The 20,929-nt window shown below is 49.5% G+C and carries 15 protein-coding genes; 11 read left to right on the top strand and 4 right to left on the bottom strand.

Translation table 11 applies throughout. From position 1 onward, the window contains the following. The 11 genes from J7E85_RS18190 to J7E85_RS18140 all read left to right on the top strand — a co-directional run. Positions 1-1,921, top strand: a 1,921-nt coding sequence (locus J7E85_RS18190; protein ID WP_215160143.1) for a dynamin family protein, incomplete at its 5' end; no start/stop codon positions are given. Positions 1,922-2,432: 511 nt separating this feature from the next. Further along, positions 2,433-4,211, top strand: a complete 1,779-nt coding sequence (locus tag J7E85_RS18185) for an ABC transporter ATP-binding protein (protein WP_215160141.1) — start codon at positions 2,433-2,435, stop codon at positions 4,209-4,211. After that, entirely contained in the window at positions 4,208-6,073 is a 1,866-nt protein-coding gene (locus tag J7E85_RS18180; protein ID WP_251035818.1) for an ABC transporter ATP-binding protein, read from the top strand. Before J7E85_RS18185 ends, J7E85_RS18180 begins: the two co-directional genes overlap by 4 nt. Positions 6,074-6,214: 141 nt before the next feature. Further along, positions 6,215-6,676 (top strand): GNAT family N-acetyltransferase, encoded by a 462-nt coding sequence (locus J7E85_RS18175; protein ID WP_053493894.1) that lies wholly within the window; start codon positions 6,215-6,217, stop codon positions 6,674-6,676. 358 nt (positions 6,677-7,034) lie between these two features. Further along, positions 7,035-7,823, top strand: a complete 789-nt coding sequence (locus J7E85_RS18170; RefSeq protein ID WP_215160139.1) for a CAP domain-containing protein — start codon at positions 7,035-7,037, stop codon at positions 7,821-7,823. Between the two features lie 149 nt (positions 7,824-7,972). Continuing rightward, a complete protein-coding gene (locus J7E85_RS18165; RefSeq protein ID WP_215160137.1) occupies positions 7,973-8,824 on the top strand; it encodes a GDSL-type esterase/lipase family protein in 852 nt (283 codons plus the stop codon). Positions 8,825-8,860: 36 nt separating this feature from the next. After that, positions 8,861-9,829 carry an ABC transporter ATP-binding protein gene (locus J7E85_RS18160; RefSeq protein WP_215160135.1) on the top strand — a complete coding sequence of 323 codons (969 nt, stop codon included), beginning with the start codon at positions 8,861-8,863 and terminating at the stop codon, positions 9,827-9,829. Then, a complete protein-coding gene (locus J7E85_RS18155; RefSeq protein ID WP_215160133.1) occupies positions 9,822-10,811 on the top strand; it encodes an ABC transporter permease in 990 nt (329 codons plus the stop codon). The genes J7E85_RS18160 and J7E85_RS18155 overlap by 8 nt, the downstream gene beginning before the upstream one ends. A gap of 115 nt (positions 10,812-10,926) precedes the next feature. Beyond that, positions 10,927-12,906 carry a DNA topoisomerase IV subunit B gene (gene parE, locus J7E85_RS18150; RefSeq protein WP_215160130.1) on the top strand — a complete coding sequence of 660 codons (1,980 nt, stop codon included), beginning with the start codon at positions 10,927-10,929 and terminating at the stop codon, positions 12,904-12,906. An 11-nt stretch (positions 12,907-12,917) separates the two neighbouring features. Continuing rightward, on the top strand, positions 12,918-15,377 hold the full coding sequence (gene gyrA / locus J7E85_RS18145) for a DNA gyrase subunit A (RefSeq protein ID WP_215160128.1): 2,460 nt from the start codon (positions 12,918-12,920) through the stop codon (positions 15,375-15,377). A 414-nt stretch (positions 15,378-15,791) separates the two neighbouring features. Continuing rightward, positions 15,792-16,223, top strand: coding sequence for a MarR family transcriptional regulator (locus J7E85_RS18140; RefSeq protein WP_098743123.1), 432 nt, complete (start codon positions 15,792-15,794; stop codon positions 16,221-16,223). A gap of 193 nt (positions 16,224-16,416) precedes the next feature. Here the strand turns inward: J7E85_RS18140 and J7E85_RS35150 are convergent, their stop codons facing one another. The 4 genes from J7E85_RS35150 to J7E85_RS18125 all read right to left on the bottom strand — a co-directional run bounded on the left by J7E85_RS35150 (position 16,417) and on the right by J7E85_RS18125 (position 20,708). After that, positions 16,417-16,554: a carbohydrate-binding protein gene (locus tag J7E85_RS35150; RefSeq protein WP_483311325.1), complete on the bottom strand. Its 138-nt coding sequence runs from the start codon at positions 16,552-16,554 to the stop codon at positions 16,417-16,419. Between the two features lie 215 nt (positions 16,555-16,769). After that, positions 16,770-17,504 (bottom strand): RluA family pseudouridine synthase, encoded by a 735-nt coding sequence (locus J7E85_RS18135; RefSeq protein WP_215160126.1) that lies wholly within the window; start codon positions 17,502-17,504, stop codon positions 16,770-16,772. A 4-nt stretch (positions 17,505-17,508) separates the two neighbouring features. After that, complete coding sequence (locus J7E85_RS18130; RefSeq protein WP_215160124.1) at positions 17,509-18,372, bottom strand: class I SAM-dependent methyltransferase; 864 nt, start codon at positions 18,370-18,372, stop codon at positions 17,509-17,511. A gap of 368 nt (positions 18,373-18,740) precedes the next feature. Continuing rightward, positions 18,741-20,708 carry an endonuclease MutS2 gene (locus J7E85_RS18125; protein ID WP_215160122.1) on the bottom strand — a complete coding sequence of 656 codons (1,968 nt, stop codon included), beginning with the start codon at positions 20,706-20,708 and terminating at the stop codon, positions 18,741-18,743. Between the last annotated feature and the right edge of the window lie 221 nt (positions 20,709-20,929).

Below are 20,929 nucleotides of genomic sequence, written 5' to 3'. Positions count from 1 at the left end.
CCCCGCCGCTGCGCAGGCGGCGGCACCGCAGCGGCGCCAGCGGCTGGATGCCGCGGCAGCTGAGCTGCGCGCAGCGGCGGCGCTGCTGGCGCCGCATCCCGCGCTTGTCTCGGCCGCGCGGGATCTGACCGCCCGCGCGGATGCGCTTGCGGGCGGCTCGTTCACGTTGGCGCTGTTCGGCGCGTTCAGCGCCGGGAAGTCCTCCTTCGCCAATGCACTGCTTGGCGAGTCGGTCCTGCCGGTGTCACCGCACCCGACAACGGCGGCGGTGAACCGGATATTGGCACCGGCCGAAGGGAAATCCCATGGTACCGCAGCCGTGCGCATGAAGAGCCGCGATATGTGGTGGGACGATCTGAAGTACTCCTTCAGCGTGCTGGGTCTGCAGGAACCGAATCCGGGGAATTGGCGAAGCGCGGCTGAAGAATTGAATCCGGCCGGTATTCACCCGGCAGGCTTGCCGCATTACGGGTTTCTGAGGGCTGCCGCCGCCGGCTTTGATGTGATGGAGTCTAAACTGGGTACGACAGAAACAGTAGAATTGGCGGAATATCGAGGCTATGTGGCGGACGAAACCAAATCCTGTTTTGTCGACGGGATTGATCTGTATTACAGCTGTCCGATGACAGAGCAAGGGATCGTGCTGGTGGATACGCCTGGAGCCGATTCCCTGCATGCCCGGCATACCGGCGTAACGTTTAATTATATTAAGAATGCGGATGCGATCGTATACGTAACGTATTACAACCATGCCTTCTCCAAAGCAGATCGGCAATTCCTGTCCCAGCTGGGCAGGGTTAAAGACAGTTTTGCGCTAGATAAAATGTTTTTTATCGTCAATGCCGCCGACCTTGCACAATCCGAAGAGGAGCTGGATGAGGTGGTGAAGCATGTTCGTACCAACCTGACATCCAGCGGGGTAGGCAGCCCGCATATCTTCCCTGTTTCCAGTCTGGCAGCGCTGGATAGTAAGCTCTATGGGGATGAAGCAAAATTGAAGGAATCGGGGTTCCCTGTATTCGAAGGAGCGCTTAGTCGATTTGCGGTTGAAGAGCTGCCTAGGCTTTCAGAGCGCGCGGGTTATGATGAACTGGCTTCGGTGAGGGATCGGATCAGGGCATGGGCCGATATGGCAGCCCAGGATGAGACCACGCGTGAGCGTAAAATCATAGAGATGGAAGAGGTTTATCAACAAGCCTTATCCCGCCTTGCGGCTTTAACGGAGATTAACATGTCCCGCGATATCGCGCAGGAAAGCAGCGAACTGTTATTTCATGTACGGCAGCGGCTGGATTATGCCATGAACCGTTTCTTTCAGGAGTCGTTTAATCCTTCCGTGCTCCGGGAGGATGCAGGTCACCTGAAATCGGCCTTTGCGGCTTGCGGACGTGATTTGATGCGGACGATATCCTTGGAGCTGGATCAGGAGCTATGGGCAACAACGCTTCGATTAGAGATGGCCGGTCGCAAATTAACCGAAGAAGCAGCGCTTAAAGCAGCAGCGGATATCAACGGTATGGGCGAGGGCTTGTCTCTTGCTATCCGGCGGGATAAGGACTGGTCACCGCCGGAACTGGAAGAAACGGAATTGCAAATACAGGGGGATTGGTTGTCCTTCTGGTCGACCTTTAAGAACCCGAAACATTTCTTTGAGGGCAGCGGAAGCTCCAAGCTTCGTGAATCGGCAGAGCCGAAGGTGAAGGAAGCTGTGGCGAGTGTGGTGATCATTCGGGAAGAGCAACTGACGGACCACTATGTTCGGATGAGTGAGCGTTCATTGCAGCATCATGGATCTGTGTTGGAGGAACAGCTGAAGGAATCCATGGCTGCCATCCTCGGTTCGCTGGAGGACGGTCAATCTCCGTTGATGTGGAGTAAGCTGGCAGATGAGCTGGAGGTTATGATTCAGGCAGCTCGGTAATGGCGGATTTTATGCCGTCAAGAGCATGTATGCACAACGAGTTAGGAGCTCCTAGATGCATAGCGATTTTATGCAGGTGAACTCCAATCATATACTCATCAATCCCAAGGCGTTCCCTATGCCATCATGGCGGGGGCGCCTTTTTTCCTATGCTTATCCGGGCTGATGAAGGTCAAGAGGATGGTATGACGTATTTTAATCCGCTACAACGTTCGTGACTAGGATGAAATCAGCTTAGGATATTACCCTTTTGTAAGCATGTTCAAAAAAGTCGAAAAGAGTGGATGAAGCCTGATGGTTGAAGGGACTGACAATGTGATTATATCCCCTAGTATTAATGAGAATTCCCGATGATTTCATTATGAAACAAAGATAAGTTCTACTATTTGCCCCCTCTAGGTCCTTTTGGCTCATTTATGACGGTTTTCCCTCTTTGCCGCGGGTTCAGCTCGATGATAAACTTCATAAATGCTACATAACCTGAACGAAAATAATCCAAAGGAGGATAAACATGAATGTTCTCAGGCAACTGCGGGGCTTCTTTTGGGAGAAACGAAGTTATCTTTTTCTTTCCATGCTGTGTCTGGCGATTGCAACCGCTTTAGGACTTGTCTATCCGCAGCTGTTGAAGGTGCTGATTGACGATGCAATCAAGCTGGAGAATTACGGCATCGTACCGCAGCTGGCGCTCACTGTGCTGGGTGTGGTCATCCTTAAAGCTTTCATGCAGTTTTTGCACGGATTTTTTGGGGGGAGGCTGGGTAACTACCTGGCTTACGCGTTGCGAAACGCCTGCTATGAAAAATTGCAATTTCTATCGTTCCGTTACTATGACACGGCTCGGACCGGGGATTTGATGTCAAGGCTGACAGGCGATTTGGAAGCCATCCGAATGTTTATCGGCTTCGGTTTCGCTCAGCTGCTCAATCTGGTATTGATGGTGACTTTCGGTTCCATCATGATGTTTACCATCAGCTGGCAATTGACGCTGGTAACTTTGGTAGCGATGCCATTTTTGGTTGTGGCAGCTCTAAAGTTCGAATCCAAGATCCACCCGGCATTCCAGGAAATGCGTCTGGCACTAAGCTCGCTGACGACCGCGGTTCAGGAGAATATTACGGGAGTTCGTACCGTTAAGTCTTTTGCTCGCGAGCCGCACGAAGTGGAGAAATTCTCTGAACGGAATGAGCGTTACAAAACCAACCAGATTTTTGCCTCTTCACTATGGGCACGGTACTTCCCAATGATGGAGCTCTTTGCGAATATCAGTGTCGTCATTTTGCTTGCCATCGGCGGAGGGATGGTTATCCAAGGCTCTATGACGGTAGGGGAACTGGCAGCTTTCTTTACTTTGATCTGGTACATAATCGGCCCGCTTTGGGGGATTGGGTTTCACATTAATAACTACACGCAGTCCAAGGCATCGGGTGAACGGGTGCTGGAGCTGCTGAATCAGCCGATTGATGTCGAAGACCGTGAGCGTGCGGTAGATTTGGTGCCAAACGAGGTGAAGGGCCATGTCGTATTTGATAATGTCACCTTTGCTTACGGTAACAAGATGGCAGCAGTCAAAGATATTAATTTGGATGCTCGTCCCGGCTCCGTGATTGGTTTGCTTGGGGGAACCGGGTCCGGTAAGTCGACCATTATTCAACTCTTGATGCATGCCTATAATGTGAATCAGGGCAGCATCAAACTAGACGGCATGAACATTAATGATATTAAGATCCGGAGTCTGCGCAGTCAGATTGCCACGGTCTTCCAGGAGACCTTCTTGTTCTCGTCCAGTATCCGCAACAATATTTCTTACGGCATGAAGGACGTTAGCATGGAAGAAATCATCCGTGTTGCCAAGCTGGCCAAAGCCCATGAGTTTATTATGGAAATGAAGGATGGTTACGATACCATTGTCGGTGAACGGGGGATGGGACTCTCTGGCGGACAGAAGCAACGGATTGCGATTGCACGTGCCCTTCTGAAAGATCCGAAAATCCTGATCCTGGATGATGCCACCAGTGCAGTGGATATGGAAACCGAGCATGAAATTCAGTCCGGCTTCCAGGAAGTCATGAACGGCAGAACGACTTTTATTATCGCTCACCGGATCTCTTCCTTGCGTCATGCGGATGAAATTCTCGTTCTGGATGAAGGAAAAGTCGTGCAGCGCGGCAAGCATAACGATTTGATTGCGGTGCCGGGGCCTTACCAGGATGTATACAAAATACAATATGCGGACCTTATTGCGAAGCAAGCTCAAGCAGGAGGTACGCAAGGGCAGGTGCAAGCATGAACGCCAATGTAAATACTGAACCGCATCAGAAGCAAAAGATTCCGAGGCCGCGGAAGCCCTCGGAAGAAACCAACGAACGTTTTGTATACAAGGACGACGATGCAATTGAGAAACCGTTTAACTGGATGCAGCTGACACGTCTGATCTCGTATATGAAACCATACGCGAAACAGATTCTCCCTTTGATCGGGCTTATGATGGTCATCGGTACCATTACGAAGCTGGCCATTCCGTTCTTGACCAGTTTGGCCATTGACCGGGCCATCGAACCGAAGAGTGGGAATCCAAGTCTGACCTTGTTGTATCAGATTACAATCGCGGTTCTGGCGATGTATATCATTCAATGGGTTGCCGGGATATTCCGTATCAAGTTTACGAATATCATCGGTCAGCGGGTCATTTATGACCTGCGAGCGGATCTGTTCCAGCACATTCAGCGCCTGTCCTTTAATTTCTTCGACAAGCGTCCGGCTGGATCTGTGCTGGTCCGGGTTACGAATGATGTTAACTCCCTGCAGGATTTGTTTACGAACGGGGTTGTCAACCTGATCATCGACTGCGTGCAGTTAGTAGGTATTGTGGTCATTCTTCTGTTAATAAACTGGAAGCTCGGTCTTGCTGTTATTGTCACGGTACCGATCATGTTCTTCATCTCGACCAAACTCCGTGTACGCATCCGGCGTGCATGGCAGGATGTGCGGATTCGGAACTCGCGGATTAACTCCCACTTGAATGAATCGATTCAGGGGATCCGCGTGACCCAAGCTTACACCCAAGAACAAGAGAATATGAAGTTCTTTGACAACATGAATTTGGACAGCAAAAAATCCTGGGATAAGGCGTCTGCCATGAACCAAGGGTTTGGACCTCTTATCGAAATTACCGGTGGTTTTGGTTCACTGATCTTGTTCTGGCTTGGTGCCGTGTTGATCCAACAAGGCGAGCTTACCATCGGTCTGTTAATTGCCTTTACCCAATATGTAGGGAACTTCTGGGAGCCGATCAATCGGCTTGGCCAAATGTATAACCAATTGCTTGTCGCCATGGCTTCCTCTGAACGTATTTTTGAATTTATTGACGAGAAGCCGAGCATTGATGATCAGCCTGGGGCGAAGAAATTGCCGACGATAAAAGGGGATATCAAGCTGGAGAATGTGGTGTTTGAATATGAAAAAGGACGCCAGGCTCTCAAAGGCATCAATCTGGACGTGAAGGCAGGCCAATCGATTGCGCTGGTCGGTCATACCGGATCAGGCAAGAGCACCATCATTAATCTGCTCAGCCGATTCTATGATATTACCGAAGGTAAATTAACCATCGACGGATACGATATCCAATCGGTAACGGTTGAAAGTCTTCGAAATCAGATTGGCATCGTGCTGCAGGATACCTTTATATTCTCCGGAACGATTCGGGATAATATCCGGTTTGGCCGTCTGGATGCGACCAATGAGGAGATAGAGGATGTAGCCAAGGCAGTCGGCGCACATGAATTTATTGTCCAGATGCCGGGCGGTTACGATACGGAGGTTGAGGAACGCGGGAATATGCTGTCCATGGGCCAGCGGCAGCTGTTGTCCTTTGCCAGAGCGCTCCTTGCTGATCCGCGGATTCTGATTCTGGATGAAGCAACGGCGAGTATCGATACCGAGACGGAGTTGAAAATTCAGGAAGCTCTTAAAGTGCTGCTTCAGGGCCGAACCTCCTTCATCGTGGCCCATCGTTTGTCAACGATCCGCCATGCCGATCATATCGTCGTGTTGGATCATGGCAAGATTATCGAAGAAGGAAATCACAGCCAGCTTATGCAGAAGCAGGGTACGTACCATGGGCTGATTGAAGCACAATACCGATTTTTGTAAAAACGGCTTAACAAAGGTTTAACAAAACCGACACAAATGTAAAAAAAATGTCGCTTGATACTTGCAATCTTCTTCATAAACTTACAAAATAGAAGTAGAGTTTACTCAGAATTCATAGAAGAAGGGAAGCATGAGGGTATAATGAGCATCGAAAGCGTATTATCTGCGCCTGCACTGCTGATTCGAAACTTTGAGAAGAATGATTTGGAAGCTGTCACATCCTTGATGCGCGAACTGAATTATCCGACCACGCTGAATGTCATGCGGGAACGGATGGAAGCCATGAACGACAATCCATTATACGGCAATCTGATTGCTGAGGTTGATGGTGTTGTTGTAGGTATGATCATGCTTCGTCAAGTCAAATCCTTCACTATGACCGAACCGGTCACTCAAATTACTTCGGTTATTGTAACCTCAAGCTGCCGCGGCCAAGGGATTGGCAAAAGATTGATTCGCGGTGCAGAGACATGGGGAAGACAGCATGGTAGCCACCTCTTGTTTCTCACAAGCGGCAACCGGGAAGAACTTGCTCCCGCACATGCATTTTATGAGCATATTGGATTTGAAAAGGCTGGATATCAGTTTAGTAAAAAGCTGTAGTCTTGGTCTTTTCATTAACCCATCCCATTTTTTTGGGATGGGTTTTTTCTTGCTTGTCCTGAAACTCGATTAGAGGTCCACCGTCACAAGAAAAGATTTATTGCTTTTAATAACCACATCTATCATTACATAGGGTCTGGGACTTGAGCCGACTGGAGTTCTTTTATATAGGCAGTTAGGAATTCAAGGACGCCTTTCCAACAATTGTAGGATTGCCGAAGATATCAAATGTGTTACAATGTGTTCGTACGAGATTACAAAAATGTAACTATTGTTTGATCGTCCAGCACCCTAGAAATTCATCTTAGAACGGGCGGTCAAGCAAACTCACAACTATGAGCATAGGAGATGAGCATTCATGAACAACCATTGGATAAAGAAAATCGCAGGCGGTAGCATCGCTGCTGTACTGGCTGTCGGTATCATGCTGCCAACGACGGCGTCTGCTGCACCTGCTGAGAGCAATAATTATGTAAACTGGCAACAAAAGATCCAAGAATTCCTGGAGAGCCAAGGTTTGGAATCACAGTTTAAATGGGTGGTTCAGCAGCCGCAAACCGAAAAACCTCAGGCAGACAAACCTGTTGAGACTCCGCAAACCAGCAAGCCAGAAACGACTAAACCAGAAACCACAAAACCAGAAACCACAAAACCAGAAACCACAAAACCAGAAACGACTCAACCTGAAACCAGCAAACCGGAAACAAGTATGCCTGAGACCAGCACTCCATCTACAACTCCGTCCCAGCCTTCCGAATCTGCGGGTACAACGGAGAAATCGAATTTTGCTTCCGAGGTTGTCACATTGGTGAACAAAGAACGTGCGAATGCAGGTCTGAAGCCGCTAACGGTCCATGCTAAGCTGACAACCGTGGCGCTGGATAAAGCGAAGGATATGAGTGATAACAATTATTTCAGCCACACTTCGCCGACGCATGGTTCTCCATTTGATATGATGAAAGCTTACGGTATTTCTTACGGCTATGCCGGTGAGAATATTGCTAAAGGGCAACGTACACCTCAAGAAGTTATGAACTCCTGGATGAATAGCCAGGGTCACCGTGAAAATATTCTGTCCCCGAACTTCACCAAAATCGGTGTTGGATATTACAACGGATATTGGGTTCAAGAATTCATCAGTGAATAAGCACTTATCTTGTTTCATATGAAAAGGGCTGCCCCGGTCACGCATCGAAAGACTGCGTCCGGGGCAGTCTTCTTTGCGTGTTTTGATTTGCAAATTTTTAATAGAAGTCTTATGGTAATGTACATGAGGAATTTTGTAGGGGGAATGTCATGAAATCATCTGCATGGATATGGCGAATCACTGCCTCCGTGTCGGTTATTGTAACGATTGTGCTTATTCTTGGTTTTGTGTATGCGTTTAAGGATATTAATGATCCGCAAGGACAGCCCTTGCTGACTGGTGGGGGATCCGAGGCGTCCGAAGAGAAGACAGCGCCGGAGAAGCCGGAGAGCGCTCCGTTACAATCGGTTTTGGCGAATGATTTAAAGGTAGCTGCGATTGGAGATTCACTGGCCAAGGGAACGGGGGACAATACCGGAAGCGGTTTTGTCCGCCGAAGCGTGGATCAATTAAATGGCGATGGACGAACAGCGAGCCTGCTGGCGAATCTTGCCATAAACGGAATGACTACCGAAGGACTCCTTCCCAAGCTGGACGACAAGGGGATACAGTATGCCTTGAAGCAAGCCAATGTCATTATGCTTTCGATTGGAGGCAATGATATCTTTCAAGGCAGCGGGCTGATGGAAGGGGCGGCGGATTCCGGTGAATTGGAGCTCGAACCTGCTAAGCTGATGGCTGCATTGCCGCAGGCATCTGAACGCCTGCAGGCGATTCTGGAGAAAATTCGCCTCATTAATCCGGATGCGCGAATCGTTTATATCGGTCTGTATCATCCTTTTTCCGATTTGGAAGACTTGTTGATACCCGGCAATATTGTGGTCTCTGCATGGAATCATGCGGTCATGGAGATCGTGAACCGGGATCCCAATATGACATTGGTCCCCACGTTCGATCTGTTTCAGCACAAGCTGGGCGAGTATCTGTCCTCGGACCATTTTCATCCGAACGGGGCAGGATATCAGGCGATAGCAGATCGAATTGTAGAGGGTATGCTGTAGGCATGATGAGGATGTCATATGGGGAGTTGGAACTCGATGAATGAACAAGCTCAAGAAATTGTACTATCTGTCCAGCATGTAAAAAAGAAAATCGGTCGAAAATGGATTATACATGATGTGTCGTTCGACGTGCGCGCAGGCGAAATTTTCGGGTTCCTGGGGCCCAACGGGGCAGGAAAGACGACCACAATCCGCATGCTTGTGGACCTGATTAAACCATCCTCCGGCAGGATCAAGGTCTGCGGTTATGATGTGAATCGCCAGCAGGAGCAGGCGCTGCGTTATATTGGGTCCATTGTGGAGAATCCGGAAATGTATTCGTATATGACGGGATGGGAAAATCTTGAGCATTTTGCACGAATGCAGCCCGGTATTGACCAGCAGCGAATACAGGAAGTTGTGGATACGGTGAGATTGGATCGAAGAATTCATGACAAGGTGAGCACGTATTCACTGGGAATGCGGCAGCGGCTCGGGATAGCCCAGGCTCTGCTTGGCAGACCGAGGCTGCTCATTCTGGACGAGCCAACGAACGGTCTTGATCCGAAAGGGATCAAAGAGATGCGGCAGTTCATACACCAATTAGCCGAAGAAGGACTGGCTGTTTTTGTCTCCAGCCATCTACTGAGCGAAATCCAGCTGCTATGCAATCGCGTGGCGATCATCAGCAGCGGAAGAGTGCTTGCGGTTGGCGAGGTCGATGAATTGATTGCTGGCAACAGTGATCATGTCATCTGGGATCTGAATCCTGCCGTGCAAGGGAAACGAATATTGCAAAAGCTGGATTATTGCCAAATTGTCGACCGCCCTGAGGAGGTGCTCGACGATAATTTGCTTGCAGGCATGTCTTCGGACGCTATTGTGACTCGTATGAGCACTACATACACGTCTAGAGCTGTGGAACGGCTGGTAGCCGCGGGAGTACAGGTCCGGGAGGTTCATCGGATCAATCCTACACTGGAGCAGCTGTTCCTGCAGATGACGGAGGGTGAGAGCATTGAGTAACCTGTTGCCTCTGATCAAGAACGAGTGTATCAAAATTATCAAACGGAAGCGGTTCTATGTTGTCCTGCTCGTTCTTCTTGTTCTGGTTCCCATGTTTACCTATGCCCAGATGAAGTCGGCTGAACGGAGCCGGGACAAGTTCAACAGTGACTGGCGGCTTGAGCTTCAGCAGCGAATCACGGATAATGAGAATTCACTTAGCAGTGACCGGGTACCGGATGAATGGAAACGATACAGGCAAATCTTTATTCAGCAAATGCAGTATTATTTGCAGCATGATGTGAATCCTAATCAACCAAACGGGGTTACGTTCACACGGGAATTTTTGAATAATGCGATATCTCTGTTTATCCCGCTGCTCATAATGGCCATCGCTTCGGATATTGTCTCCGGCGAGCGGACGACCGGTACCATCAAGATGCTGCTGACAAGGCCTGTGAAGCGATGGAAGGTGCTGCTGAGTAAACTGATCGCCTTGATCATGTTTACGTCTCTTATTGTCGTTTCCACCTTTGTCATAGCCTATCTGATCTCCGGTCTTGCCTTCGGATACAAGGGGTTTGACATACCGATATTCACGGGATTCCAAATTGTTGGGTCTGATGTGGATATGTCCGGCGTTCATGCTGTCCCTCAGTGGAAGTATTTGCTGATGCAGGGCGGATTGGTATGGTTTGTCGGCGTATGTGTCGGTATGCTGGCTTTTATGGTATCCGTGCTGGTTCGAAGTACAGCGGCAAGCATTGTGATTATGATGGCCGCATTAATTGCCGGAAACATTCTGACGAATATGGCATCGGCGTGGAGCAGCGCGAAATATTTGTTCATGGTAAACCTGAATTTGACCAATTATTTAGCCGGCAATTTGCCGCCAATTGAGGGGATGACTTTGAATTTTTCCCTTGCCGTATTGGCCCTCTGGGCAATTTGTGCGGTTATTGTTTCATTCAGTGTCTTTACGAGAAGGGATATCTTGAATTAAAATGGACAAAGCATGAAACATTTGTTTGCATTTTTTAGAGAACAGCGTTCTTCTAAAATATTGAAATGTAGAAATAGAAATACACTAGATACGTGAAATTGAAGGAGGAGCATGAATGGTCGAACAGATCGATATGTTTGCAGAGTCATCGAAGAGCGGCGGTAACAACCGTTCAGGATACGATGCTGACGACATTCAAGTGCTCGAAGGCCTCGTTGCGGTGCGCAAACGGCCAGGCATGTACATAGGGAGCACAAGCTCGTCAGGCTTGCACCATCTGGTATGGGAAATTGTGGACAACGCCGTAGACGAGCATTTGGCCAAGTACTGCTCGAGAATTGAAATTACATTGCATAAAGACGGGTCCGCGACGGTATACGATAACGGACGCGGTATTCCAACCGGAATGCACAAAACAGGCATCCCCACCCCGCAGGTTGTCTTTACGATTTTGCATGCCGGCGGTAAATTCGGTGGTTCCGGATATAAGAAGTCCGGCGGTCTTCACGGCGTTGGCGCATCCGTAACCAATGCGCTGTCGGAGTGGCTGGAGGTGGAAATTTACCGTGACGGTAAAATTCACCGCCAACGGTTTGAATACTGGCAGGACAAAAAAGGAAAAGAGCATGTCGGGGAACCGGTAACGGGCCTTGAAGTGCTTGGTAATACGAACAAAACCGGGACGAAGATTACGTTTAAACCGGATGCACGCGTGTTTACCACGGGAACGCACCTGAGCTACGACACGCTTGCAGAGCGCTTACAGGAAATTGCCTTCCTGAACTCCGGGCTTCGGATTGTATTGAAAGACGAGCGCAGCGGTAATGGGGAAGAGTTTTTCTATGAAGGCGGCGCAAGCCAGTTCGTGCAGTTCCTGAATGAAGGCAAGGATGTGCTGCATGATGTGATCCATTTTTATGCGGAGAAGGATGATATCGAAGTTGAAATTGCCCTTCAATATAATGCAGGCTATACCGAAACGCTGGCTTCATTCGTTAACTCCATCCCGACGCGCGGGGGCGGTACGCATGAGACGGGTTTTAAGACAGCTTATACCCGTGTCATGAATGATTATGCCCGCAAGAACAATCTTTTGAAGGAAAAGGACAAGAACCTGGAGGGGAATGATCTTCGGGAAGGCATGATGACCGTCATCAGCGTTAAGATGGCTGAGGTCGAATTTGTCGGCCAGACCAAGGACCAGCTGGGAAGCGCCTCTGCGCGCAGTGCGGTTGACAGCATTGTCACGGAGAAGATGCAAATCTTCCTCGAGGAGAATCCGCAGATCGCACAAACGCTGTTGAAGAAGGCCATTCAGGCTTCCAAAGCGCGTGAAGCGGCCCGCAAAGCAAGAGACGAGATGCGCACCGGCAAGAAGCGCAGCGAAAGCTCCAATCTGGGCGGCAAGCTGACGCCGGCGCAGTCCAAGGATTTTACAAGAACCGAATTGTTTATTGTTGAAGGGGACTCCGCTGGCGGCTCTGCGAAGCAGGGACGGGATTCGAAAATCCAGGCTATACTGCCTCTTAAAGGGAAACCGATGAATCCGGAAAAATCGAAGCTGGCCGACATCCTGAAGAATGATGAATATCGTGCAATTGTAGCGGCGATCGGAGCAGGAATCGGTACGGAGTTCACCGCCGGGGACAGCAATTATTCGAAAATTATCATCATGACCGATGCGGATACGGATGGCGCTCACATCCAGGTGCTGCTGCTTACGTTCTTCTACAGGTACATGAAACCGCTGATCGATGAAGGCCGCGTCTATCTTGCGCAGCCTCCACTATATAAAATCGCAAGCAAATCCGGAAAGCTGGAGACCGTACGGTATGCTTGGACAGAAGGGCAGCTGGCTAATTACCTGAAGGAATTCAAGAACTATGAGCTCCAGCGATACAAAGGATTGGGCGAGATGAACCCGGAGCAATTATGGGAAACGACGATGAACCCGGAAACACGGACATTGCTGCAGGTACAAATCGATGATGCTGCCAAAGCGGAGCGTCGAGTGTCTACGCTGATGGGGGATAAAGTAGACCCTCGCAAGCGGTGGATTGTAGAAAATGTCAACTTCGCGGAGTTTGAGGAATAGAAGGTGAAGGAATGAGTTTATCGGAGCAATTTTTACCGGCTTATCTGGAAGAGGTCGTAGGTGACCGATTTGGCCGGTATTCCAAGTATATTATTCAGGACCGGGCGATCCCGGACGTCCGTGACGGTCTGAAGCCCGTTCAGCGCCGGATTCTTTATGCCATGTACGATTCGGGTAACACACCGGATAAACCATATCGTAAATCGGCGAAAACGGTCGGGGATGTCATGGGTAATTACCATCCGCACGGGGATTCTTCGATTTATGAAGGTATGGTTCGGATGGCTCAGCCTTGGAAGATGGGGCATGTGCTTGTAGACGGTCATGGAAACTGGGGTTCCCAGGACGATGATCCTGCAGCAGCGATGCGTTATACCGAGGCCAGATTATCGCGGATTGCCATGGAGCTGCTTCGGGATATCGAGAAGCGGACCGTGCTGTTTAAGGATAATTTTGATAACACGGCCAAGGAACCGGTTGTGCTGCCTTCACGGTACCCAAACCTGCTTGTGAACGGAGCTAGCGGGATTTCCGCAGGCTTCGCTACTGAAATCCCGCCTCACAATTTGCGGGAAGTGATCGATGCTTGTATTGCTGTCATGCAGAAGCCGGAGATTGAGCTGGCTGAGATTATGACCTTTATCAAAGGTCCGGACTTCCCGACCAGTGGAATCATTATGGGCGGCGAAGGCATTTTGGATGCCTATCGGACAGGCAAAGGCCGCGTTTATCTGCGGTCGAAGACGGATATTGAATCGCTTCGCGGCGGCAAGCAGCAGATTGTCATCACGGAAATTCCTTATCAGGTTGTTAAGTCCCGGCTTGTTACCGCTATGGAGAACATACGACTGGAGAAAAAAGTTGAGGGCATCGCCGAGGTTCGCGATGAGAGCGGACGGGAAGGACTTCGCATCGTCGTTGAGCTGAAGAAGGATGCCGACGCAAACGGGATTCTTGCTTATTTGTTCAAGAAAACCGATCTGCAGGTTACGTACAACTTCAATATGGTTGCGATCGTGAATAAAACCCCTCAACAGTTGGGGCTTAAAGACATGTTATCCGCCTATATCGAGCATCAGCGTGAAGTCGTCACGCACCGGACGCAGTACGAGCTGGAGAAAGCAGAGGATCGGGCGCATGTATTGGAAGGCCTGGTGAAGGCTTTAAATATCCTGGATGAGGTCATTGCGGCGATCAAAGCGTCCAAGAATCGCCAGGATGCCCAGAACAATCTGCAATGGATGTTTGGTTTCACGGAGCGACAAGCCGATTCCATATTGACTTTGCAATTATACCGCCTTACGAACCTTGAAATTCATTCCCTGCAAAAAGAGCTGGACGAGTTGACGAAGAAAATCGAGGGCTTGCGTGCGATACTGGACAGCGATAAGAAACTGATTGCCGTCATTCGCAAAGAGCTGCTTGAAATTCGCGAGAAGTACGGTATCGACCGGCGTTCTGTCATTCAGGAAGAAGTGGAAGAGATCAAGGTTAATCTGGAAGTGCTGGTTAACGCCGAGGACGTGCTCGTAACTCTGTCTAATGAAGGTTATATCAAGCGTACGAGCATGTTATCCTTCACCCGAAGCGGCGGTGAGCTGGAAAGCTCAGGCGTTAAGGAAGGGGATTACATCACCCGACTGTTTGAAGTCAATACTCTGGAGAATCTGCTCATATTCACGAGCCGTGGACAGTATTTCTTATTGCCGGTTCACCAGATTCCGGAATACAAATGGAAAGATGCCGGTACGGCCATCGTGAACGTGATTCAGGTGCCGAAAGAGGATCACATCGTATCGGTCATTCCGGTGTCGAACTTTGAAGAAGAGGGCAAATCACTTGTGTTTGTCAGCCGCAAAGGTCAGGTGAAGCGCACAGAGCTCAAGGAGTATGTCACCAAGCGGGCCGGCGCTGTTGCGGCAGCCAAGGTTGCAACGGAAGACAGCATTATCCAGGTCGTCGTGAGTGATAGCAATAAAGATATTGTGCTGATCTCGAAAGAAGGGATGAGTATCCGGTTTAATGAGCAGGAAGTCAACGCCATGGGACGCGTTTCCGGCGGGGTCCGGGGGATCCAGCTCCGTGACGGGGATGAAGTCGTTGCAGCGTTATGGGTGGAGAACGATGAGGGTGAGATTTTGACCATCACGGATCTTGGCTATGGTAAGCGCAGCTTGGTGTTGGATTACCAGACGCAAAGCCGCGGCGGAAAAGGAATGGCTACGTTTGAGTTTAAGGAAGGCAAGCGGGTGAAGCCTAATGGCAGCGCCATTGTCGGTGCTTTCTATTGCCGCGAACCGCTGCAGATTATGGCGTATAGCGAAGACGGGCAAGCTTATCTGATTCAGACGGAGAAAGTTCCGATCGCGGAACGTAAATCGATAGGCAAGCTGCTTGCCGATGTTGGCAAGCAAGGACAGATTGTCGATGTGGTAAGTCTTCCGCATGCGGAGTTAGGCAAAGAAAGTTAAACAAGAATGAAGGAACATTCTTCGTTTAGGTAGTTTCAAGTTTGGGTAAGATAGATGGATGAAAAGCACCTTCGATGATATTTGTCGAGGTGCTTTTGCTATATTTTGCGTTGCATAACATGAGAGCTGTTATTTATACTATTTGACATATGCTCGTCCATGTCGAAGTAAGGTGAACCTTGAAAAATGCCGTCATATAAGGGTTGGCGGGTTTTGTCGCTTGGTTGGAAATTATATTTTTTAACGAAAAAAGAAGGATATTAGGAGGTCCCCCGCGAAAAGTTAATCCTATAAACTATTATGGAATCATGACTTGGGTTCAAACGAAATCCATTCATCGAAGTACAGTGCAGTATCCACGGATGGTATCCGATGTTTGATCATGACAGACATAATTGAAGGGACGGGATAAACATGCATACTGCCGAATTCGCCAAGGTGTGGTCCAAGCTGGCTAAGGATTATAAGCTCCATATGGAAGCCGGATTAGCACCGACATTGACGGAATCGCAATTGATGGTGCTGGAGGTGCTTGCTGAGCAGAAGCGAATGAAACCTTCCGATTTCATTCCTTACCTGGCCACAAGTCCGGCAGCCGTGACGATGCTATTGGACCGGATGGAGAAGAATGGATTGATCAAACGGGAACGGGACGAAAATGACAGACGGATCGTCTGGGTGACGATATCCTATAAAGGGCGAGAGGAATATACGCGTGGATTACAGGTTAGGGATGAGTACCTTTCCCAAATTCTGAATCGTATATCCTCGCATAATCAACAGCTGCTTATCTATCTGTTAGGAAAGATTAATACAGCTCCAAAGGAAGTTCTGGTTGAAGCGTAAGTTCTGAAGCTCATGTTGACGTTGCAAACGTAGAGAAGCCCCCTGGGCTGCTGCATACGGCAGCTACCTTGGGGGCTGTTACATATCTTCATACTATTGAACATCAAGATCATGGTCACACTCCGATTTCGAATGTTCACAAGACGTAATGGAATTTCTTAAGCAGCCACAAAGCCGGGACGTTGGAGGGTTCCTAACCAGGCAGGGATGTGTGGGCTTGGCGGCGGCACTCATAGGTATTGCCTCCATATGTGACTAAAGTTCCCTGCTGGTATGAAGTATTAGGTGCCCAGGCCGGAGTTTCCGGTGTGGAGCCGTCCGCCGTGGTCACCAGCGTTGTGCCACGATAAACTTCATAGCCGCTTACCCCGACGTTATCCGTGGCATTGTTCCAGGCTAGTGATACGTTACAAGTATGGAATACGGAGTTCGGCGGACGTTTGCCAACATCATCTCATAGAGGAATAAAATATTACAAAATTTCCCACAATGAAACAGAGGCATATAAAAAACGAAATCCAAGGATGGATTTCGTTTTTTTGAGTTCTATTGATAGGACCGTAATGTGGCCTCCAGCTTGTCCATCGAGAAGAGACTCCAAGGATAGACGGATGGCGGCATGGAACGGATGGCGATTTCCTCTTTGGTAACGGGGTGCGAAAATCCGACCAATACGGACCATAAGGCAATTTGCTGCCCGGCTTTGTTCACCTTGCTTCCATACTTCTGATCTCCGAACAGCGGATGTCCCGCATGGCTCAGCTGTACACGGATTTGGTGCGGCCTGCCCGTGTGCAGCTCGATCAGGACGAGGCTGAAGCCTTCCGCCGTTTGGAGCACGGTGTAATCCAGAATGGCCTCCTTGGCCCCGTCCGTACCTTTAGAGGTGACATGGACGGTGTTGGTTTTCACATCTTTATACAGCATATTTACGAGCCGACCTGAAGTTTTCGAAGGAATCCCGTGAACGACCGCTACATACTGCTTGCGGAAGCTGCGACTGCGGACGGCTTCCGATAATCGGGATGCGGCTTTGGAGGTCTTGGCAAAGACCATCGCTCCGCCAACCGGACGGTCCAGACGGTGCACCAACCCCAAAAATACATTGCCCGGTTTATTGTAGCGCTCCTTGATGTCCTGTTTCAGAATGGTCAGCATGTCGGGATCGCCGGTTGCATCCTCCTGGGAGGGGATGTTTACTGGCTTGGTTACACCTAACACATGATTATCCTCGAAGAGAATCGGCACTACCGGAAATGCTGCTGGTTCCCGCTTGCTCATCGAATCAGGACTCCCATCGACCCAGGATGCCGCATGGCAGGTTCATACCGGAGCGGGTTATCGGCAATCCGATTTCACCCGCACTGATAATGCCGCCGTATTTCGGCTTCATGGTCATGGTCAGCATGTTATTCAGAACGGTAGGGGAGATGCCGGTCGTATAGGAGTTAATCAGCATAAACAGCGGATTATCCGATACGATGCTCATACAGCTTTCAAGAAATGGGTACAAGCTTTGTTCAAGCTTCCACGTTTCTCCACTCGGTCCGCGGCCATAAGATGGAGGGTCCATAATGATTGCATCGTATTTGTTTCCCCGACGCTGCTCTCGTTGCACGAATTTAAATACGTCATCCGTGATATAACGGATAGGACGGTCGGCGAGGCCGGACAATGCCGCATTTTCCTTGGCCCATTGAACCATCCCCTTGGCAGCATCCACATGGACAACCTGGGCTCCGGCCGAGGCGGCCGCAACGGTTGCTCCTCCGGTATAAGCGAACAGGTTCAGCACGCTGACCGGACGTCCGGCTGAAGCGATCTTATCCATCATCCAGCGCCAGTTGGCTGCCTGCTCCGGAAACAAACCGGTATGTTTAAAATTGGTTGGTCGAATATGAAATTTCAATTGGTCGTATGAGATGGTCCACCGATCCGGAAGCTGCTTTTTCATGTCCCATTGCCCGCCGCCGGACGAACTGCGGTGATAGTGTCCGTGAACACTGCGCCATTGTCCATCTTCACGTTCAATCGGCCATATGATCTGCGGATCCGGACGTCTGAGAATCACATAGCCCCAGCGTTCCAGCTTCTCCCCGCCTCCGGTATCGATGACCTCGTAATCTTGCCAATCCTGAGCTACATACATGTTGAAAACCATCCTTCAAATAGTCATTTAGACTTTATTGTACAACATATCAGAAGCTGAATGCCACCAAGGATTGCCCGGCTTGACCAAACCTATTCGGATGATATGGACTTTGAAGCTCGACTTACCCCAAATCTTCGAATGCGGATTGGAAACGGAATTCGCCATGACAATTCCCGTTGAAAGGTTTTGTCTTCCCGCAGCCGTTGTACCAGAAGCGCTTCTTCCTGTCCGGGAAGCCTGAGTGAGAAGGTCCTGGACCTTCTCATCATCGTGTTTGGTTTTCTGTACGTATGTTCATCGTGATCTCTCCTCGCAAATCCTGTGGATTCTTTATGGATATCCTGCGACTCATCCCATGAGCATCGTTACTCCGGCTTCGTTTCAATCTGTAGTCCTTCGACGTGCTTGCGGTTCATCAGTTTACGCTTCTTCAGGTTCTCTTTACTCTCCAAAACGATATCGAGATTATAATCATCCGGGTAAAGATCCTTGGCGGCAATATAAGGCTTCAGTCGTTTATGGTTAATCTTCAGTCGATCCTTCTGAATCATAACACCGATATTTCCTCTGCCGTCCATGGTTTCATACACAGTTCCGCTTCGTTTCAAATAAGCCACATAGACACGATCGCCAAGTTGATAGAGGGAAGAAGGAGAATCTTCATCTTCATCTACATGATCTTGAACATTCATTAGCTCATCCTGTTCGCCTGTCGGTAAGGTAACGTGTTCTGCCGGACTCGCTTCTTCTGCCCATGCTTCGGGGTCTGGGCGAACATCATCTCTATGGACCATGTCGCCTCTTGCAGCTCCCGCTTCCGTGATTTCTCGCGATCTGGTTATAATCGACTCCGGAATACCCAGCTTCGCGGCAATGACAAAGGCATAACTGTGACCGGCTTCACCAATCCGCAGACGATAGAGGGGCTCAAGTGTGTCAGCGTCAAATTCCATGCGGGCATTCTCAAAGCCGGCTGTACGCTCGGCAAAATTTTTGATTTCGGTAAAATGGGTGGTGACCACAACCGTTGCTTGACGTTGACTCAACTCTTCCAAAATGGCGATCGACAATCCAACGCCTTCACCAGGGTCCGTTCCGGACGCCATCTCATCGAGCAGTACCAGCGTGGACCGGCTAGCCGTCTGCAAAATGTCGCGGATGTTGCGTATATGTGCAGAGAATGTGCTGAGGGCATGCTCCAAGCTCTGTCCGTCTCCGATATCGACGGAAACCTCATCAAAGATGGCGCAATGGCTGCCATCCGCTACAGGAACCAGCAGACCGGATTGAACCATAATCGTAATGAGTCCAACCGTCTTGAGCGCTGAAGTTTTGCCGCCGGTGTTAGGTCCTGTAATGATCAAGGTTTTATACCGCTTTCCGATGGTGAAGTCCAGCGGTACCATTGTGGAGCCGATTAAAGGATGCACCGCGGATTTTAAATGGATGAACCCTTCCTGGTTCAGGCTCACATTGCGCCCGCCGATGGAAATGGCGTACTTGCCTCTGGCTATGATGTAATCGTAGACTCCAACAATGTCGGCATTGGTTCTCAGTTCGAATTGATATTGCTCGGCAAGTTCAGTCAAATCACTCAACACCTTTGTTTCTTCCCGAACTTCATCGGCGTGCAGGAGAGTTAATTCCATCTGGAGTCCATGCATGTCGGAAGGCTCGATGAATACCGTCTGTCCGCTGGCCGATTCATCCAGAATCGAGCCATTCACGGATTTACGGTGCTCCTTCTTGATGGGCAGCACGTAACGTCCTCCGCGCTTGCTGATGACATGCTCTTGCATGATTCCTTTGTAACGACTCATCAGGCTGTCGAGCTTACGCTTGATCCGTTCCTCGGTTACGATGATTTTTTTGCGGATTTTAGCCAGATCTTTGCTGGCGCTGTCCACAACACGACCGCCGTGAATGCTGCGTTCGATTTCGGACAGAAGCGGACGCAGTTCATGCATAGAAGAGGCGTAGGAACTGATCAATGGAGCAATGTCGTCCTTGGCATTCATATATTGAATGAGCTGGCGGCAGCTTCTCAGATATTGGACCATATTCCCGAAATCACGCTCAGATAGCACATAGCCGGTGCCGAGCAAATCCAGGATCATTTCAATTCCCTCCAGTGAAGGAATAGGGACGCTAGCTCCGGTATGGAGCAGGGTTTTGGCTTCTTCCGTTTCATTCAGTTTATTGCGGATGGCTTTCATCTGGGTGAGGGGGGCCATCTTCCGAATATGCTCGACTCCCAGATACGATACGGCAAAGCGTTCAAGCTCGGTGCGTATTTTCTCGTACTCCAATTTGTTTAATGCGAATGGTTTCATGGGCGACAATCTCCTTTTGACTATAAAATGGATGGCATACAATGCAAAAAAGGCGGAAAGCGAACTACTAAGGTTCGCTTTCCGCCCATAGACCGTTATTCCGATGGCATGGCGTTATGGGACAGCTCCAAATAACCCTTTTGCATAAAGGAGGGGAGACCCAAAAAATCCGTGCTGAACTCAGCACGGATGACCATATCATATCTGAATAAACCCTAAAG

It is taken from the genome of Paenibacillus sp. ISL-20, from assembly GCF_018613005.1.
Taxonomy (GTDB): Bacteria; Bacillota; Bacilli; order Paenibacillales; family Paenibacillaceae; genus Paenibacillus_AQ.
The sequence above is the reverse complement of the archived record's forward strand: the minus strand, read 5'-3'. Positions and strand labels throughout refer to the sequence as shown.

Bases quoted from the DNA above. Each gene is read 5' to 3' on its own strand.
- J7E85_RS18185 (WP_215160141.1), top strand. From the start codon at position 2,433: ATGAATGTTCTCAGGCAACTGCGGGGCTTCTTTTGGGAGAAACGAAGT.
- J7E85_RS18180 (WP_251035818.1), top strand. From the start codon at position 4,208: ATGAACGCCAATGTAAATACTGAACCGCATCAGAAGCAAAAGATTCCG.
- J7E85_RS18175 (WP_053493894.1), top strand. From the start codon at position 6,215: ATGAGCATCGAAAGCGTATTATCTGCGCCTGCACTGCTGATTCGAAAC.
- J7E85_RS18170 (WP_215160139.1), top strand. From the start codon at position 7,035: ATGAACAACCATTGGATAAAGAAAATCGCAGGCGGTAGCATCGCTGCT.
- J7E85_RS18165 (WP_215160137.1), top strand. From the start codon at position 7,973: ATGAAATCATCTGCATGGATATGGCGAATCACTGCCTCCGTGTCGGTT.
- J7E85_RS18160 (WP_215160135.1), top strand. From the start codon at position 8,861: ATGAATGAACAAGCTCAAGAAATTGTACTATCTGTCCAGCATGTAAAA.
- parE (WP_215160130.1), top strand. From the start codon at position 10,927: ATGGTCGAACAGATCGATATGTTTGCAGAGTCATCGAAGAGCGGCGGT.
- gyrA (WP_215160128.1), top strand. From the start codon at position 12,918: ATGAGTTTATCGGAGCAATTTTTACCGGCTTATCTGGAAGAGGTCGTA.
- J7E85_RS18140 (WP_098743123.1), top strand. From the start codon at position 15,792: ATGCATACTGCCGAATTCGCCAAGGTGTGGTCCAAGCTGGCTAAGGAT.
- J7E85_RS18135 (WP_215160126.1), bottom strand. From the start codon at position 17,504: ATGAGCAAGCGGGAACCAGCAGCATTTCCGGTAGTGCCGATTCTCTTC.
- J7E85_RS18130 (WP_215160124.1), bottom strand. From the start codon at position 18,372: ATGTATGTAGCTCAGGATTGGCAAGATTACGAGGTCATCGATACCGGA.
- J7E85_RS18125 (WP_215160122.1), bottom strand. From the start codon at position 20,708: ATGAAACCATTCGCATTAAACAAATTGGAGTACGAGAAAATACGCACC.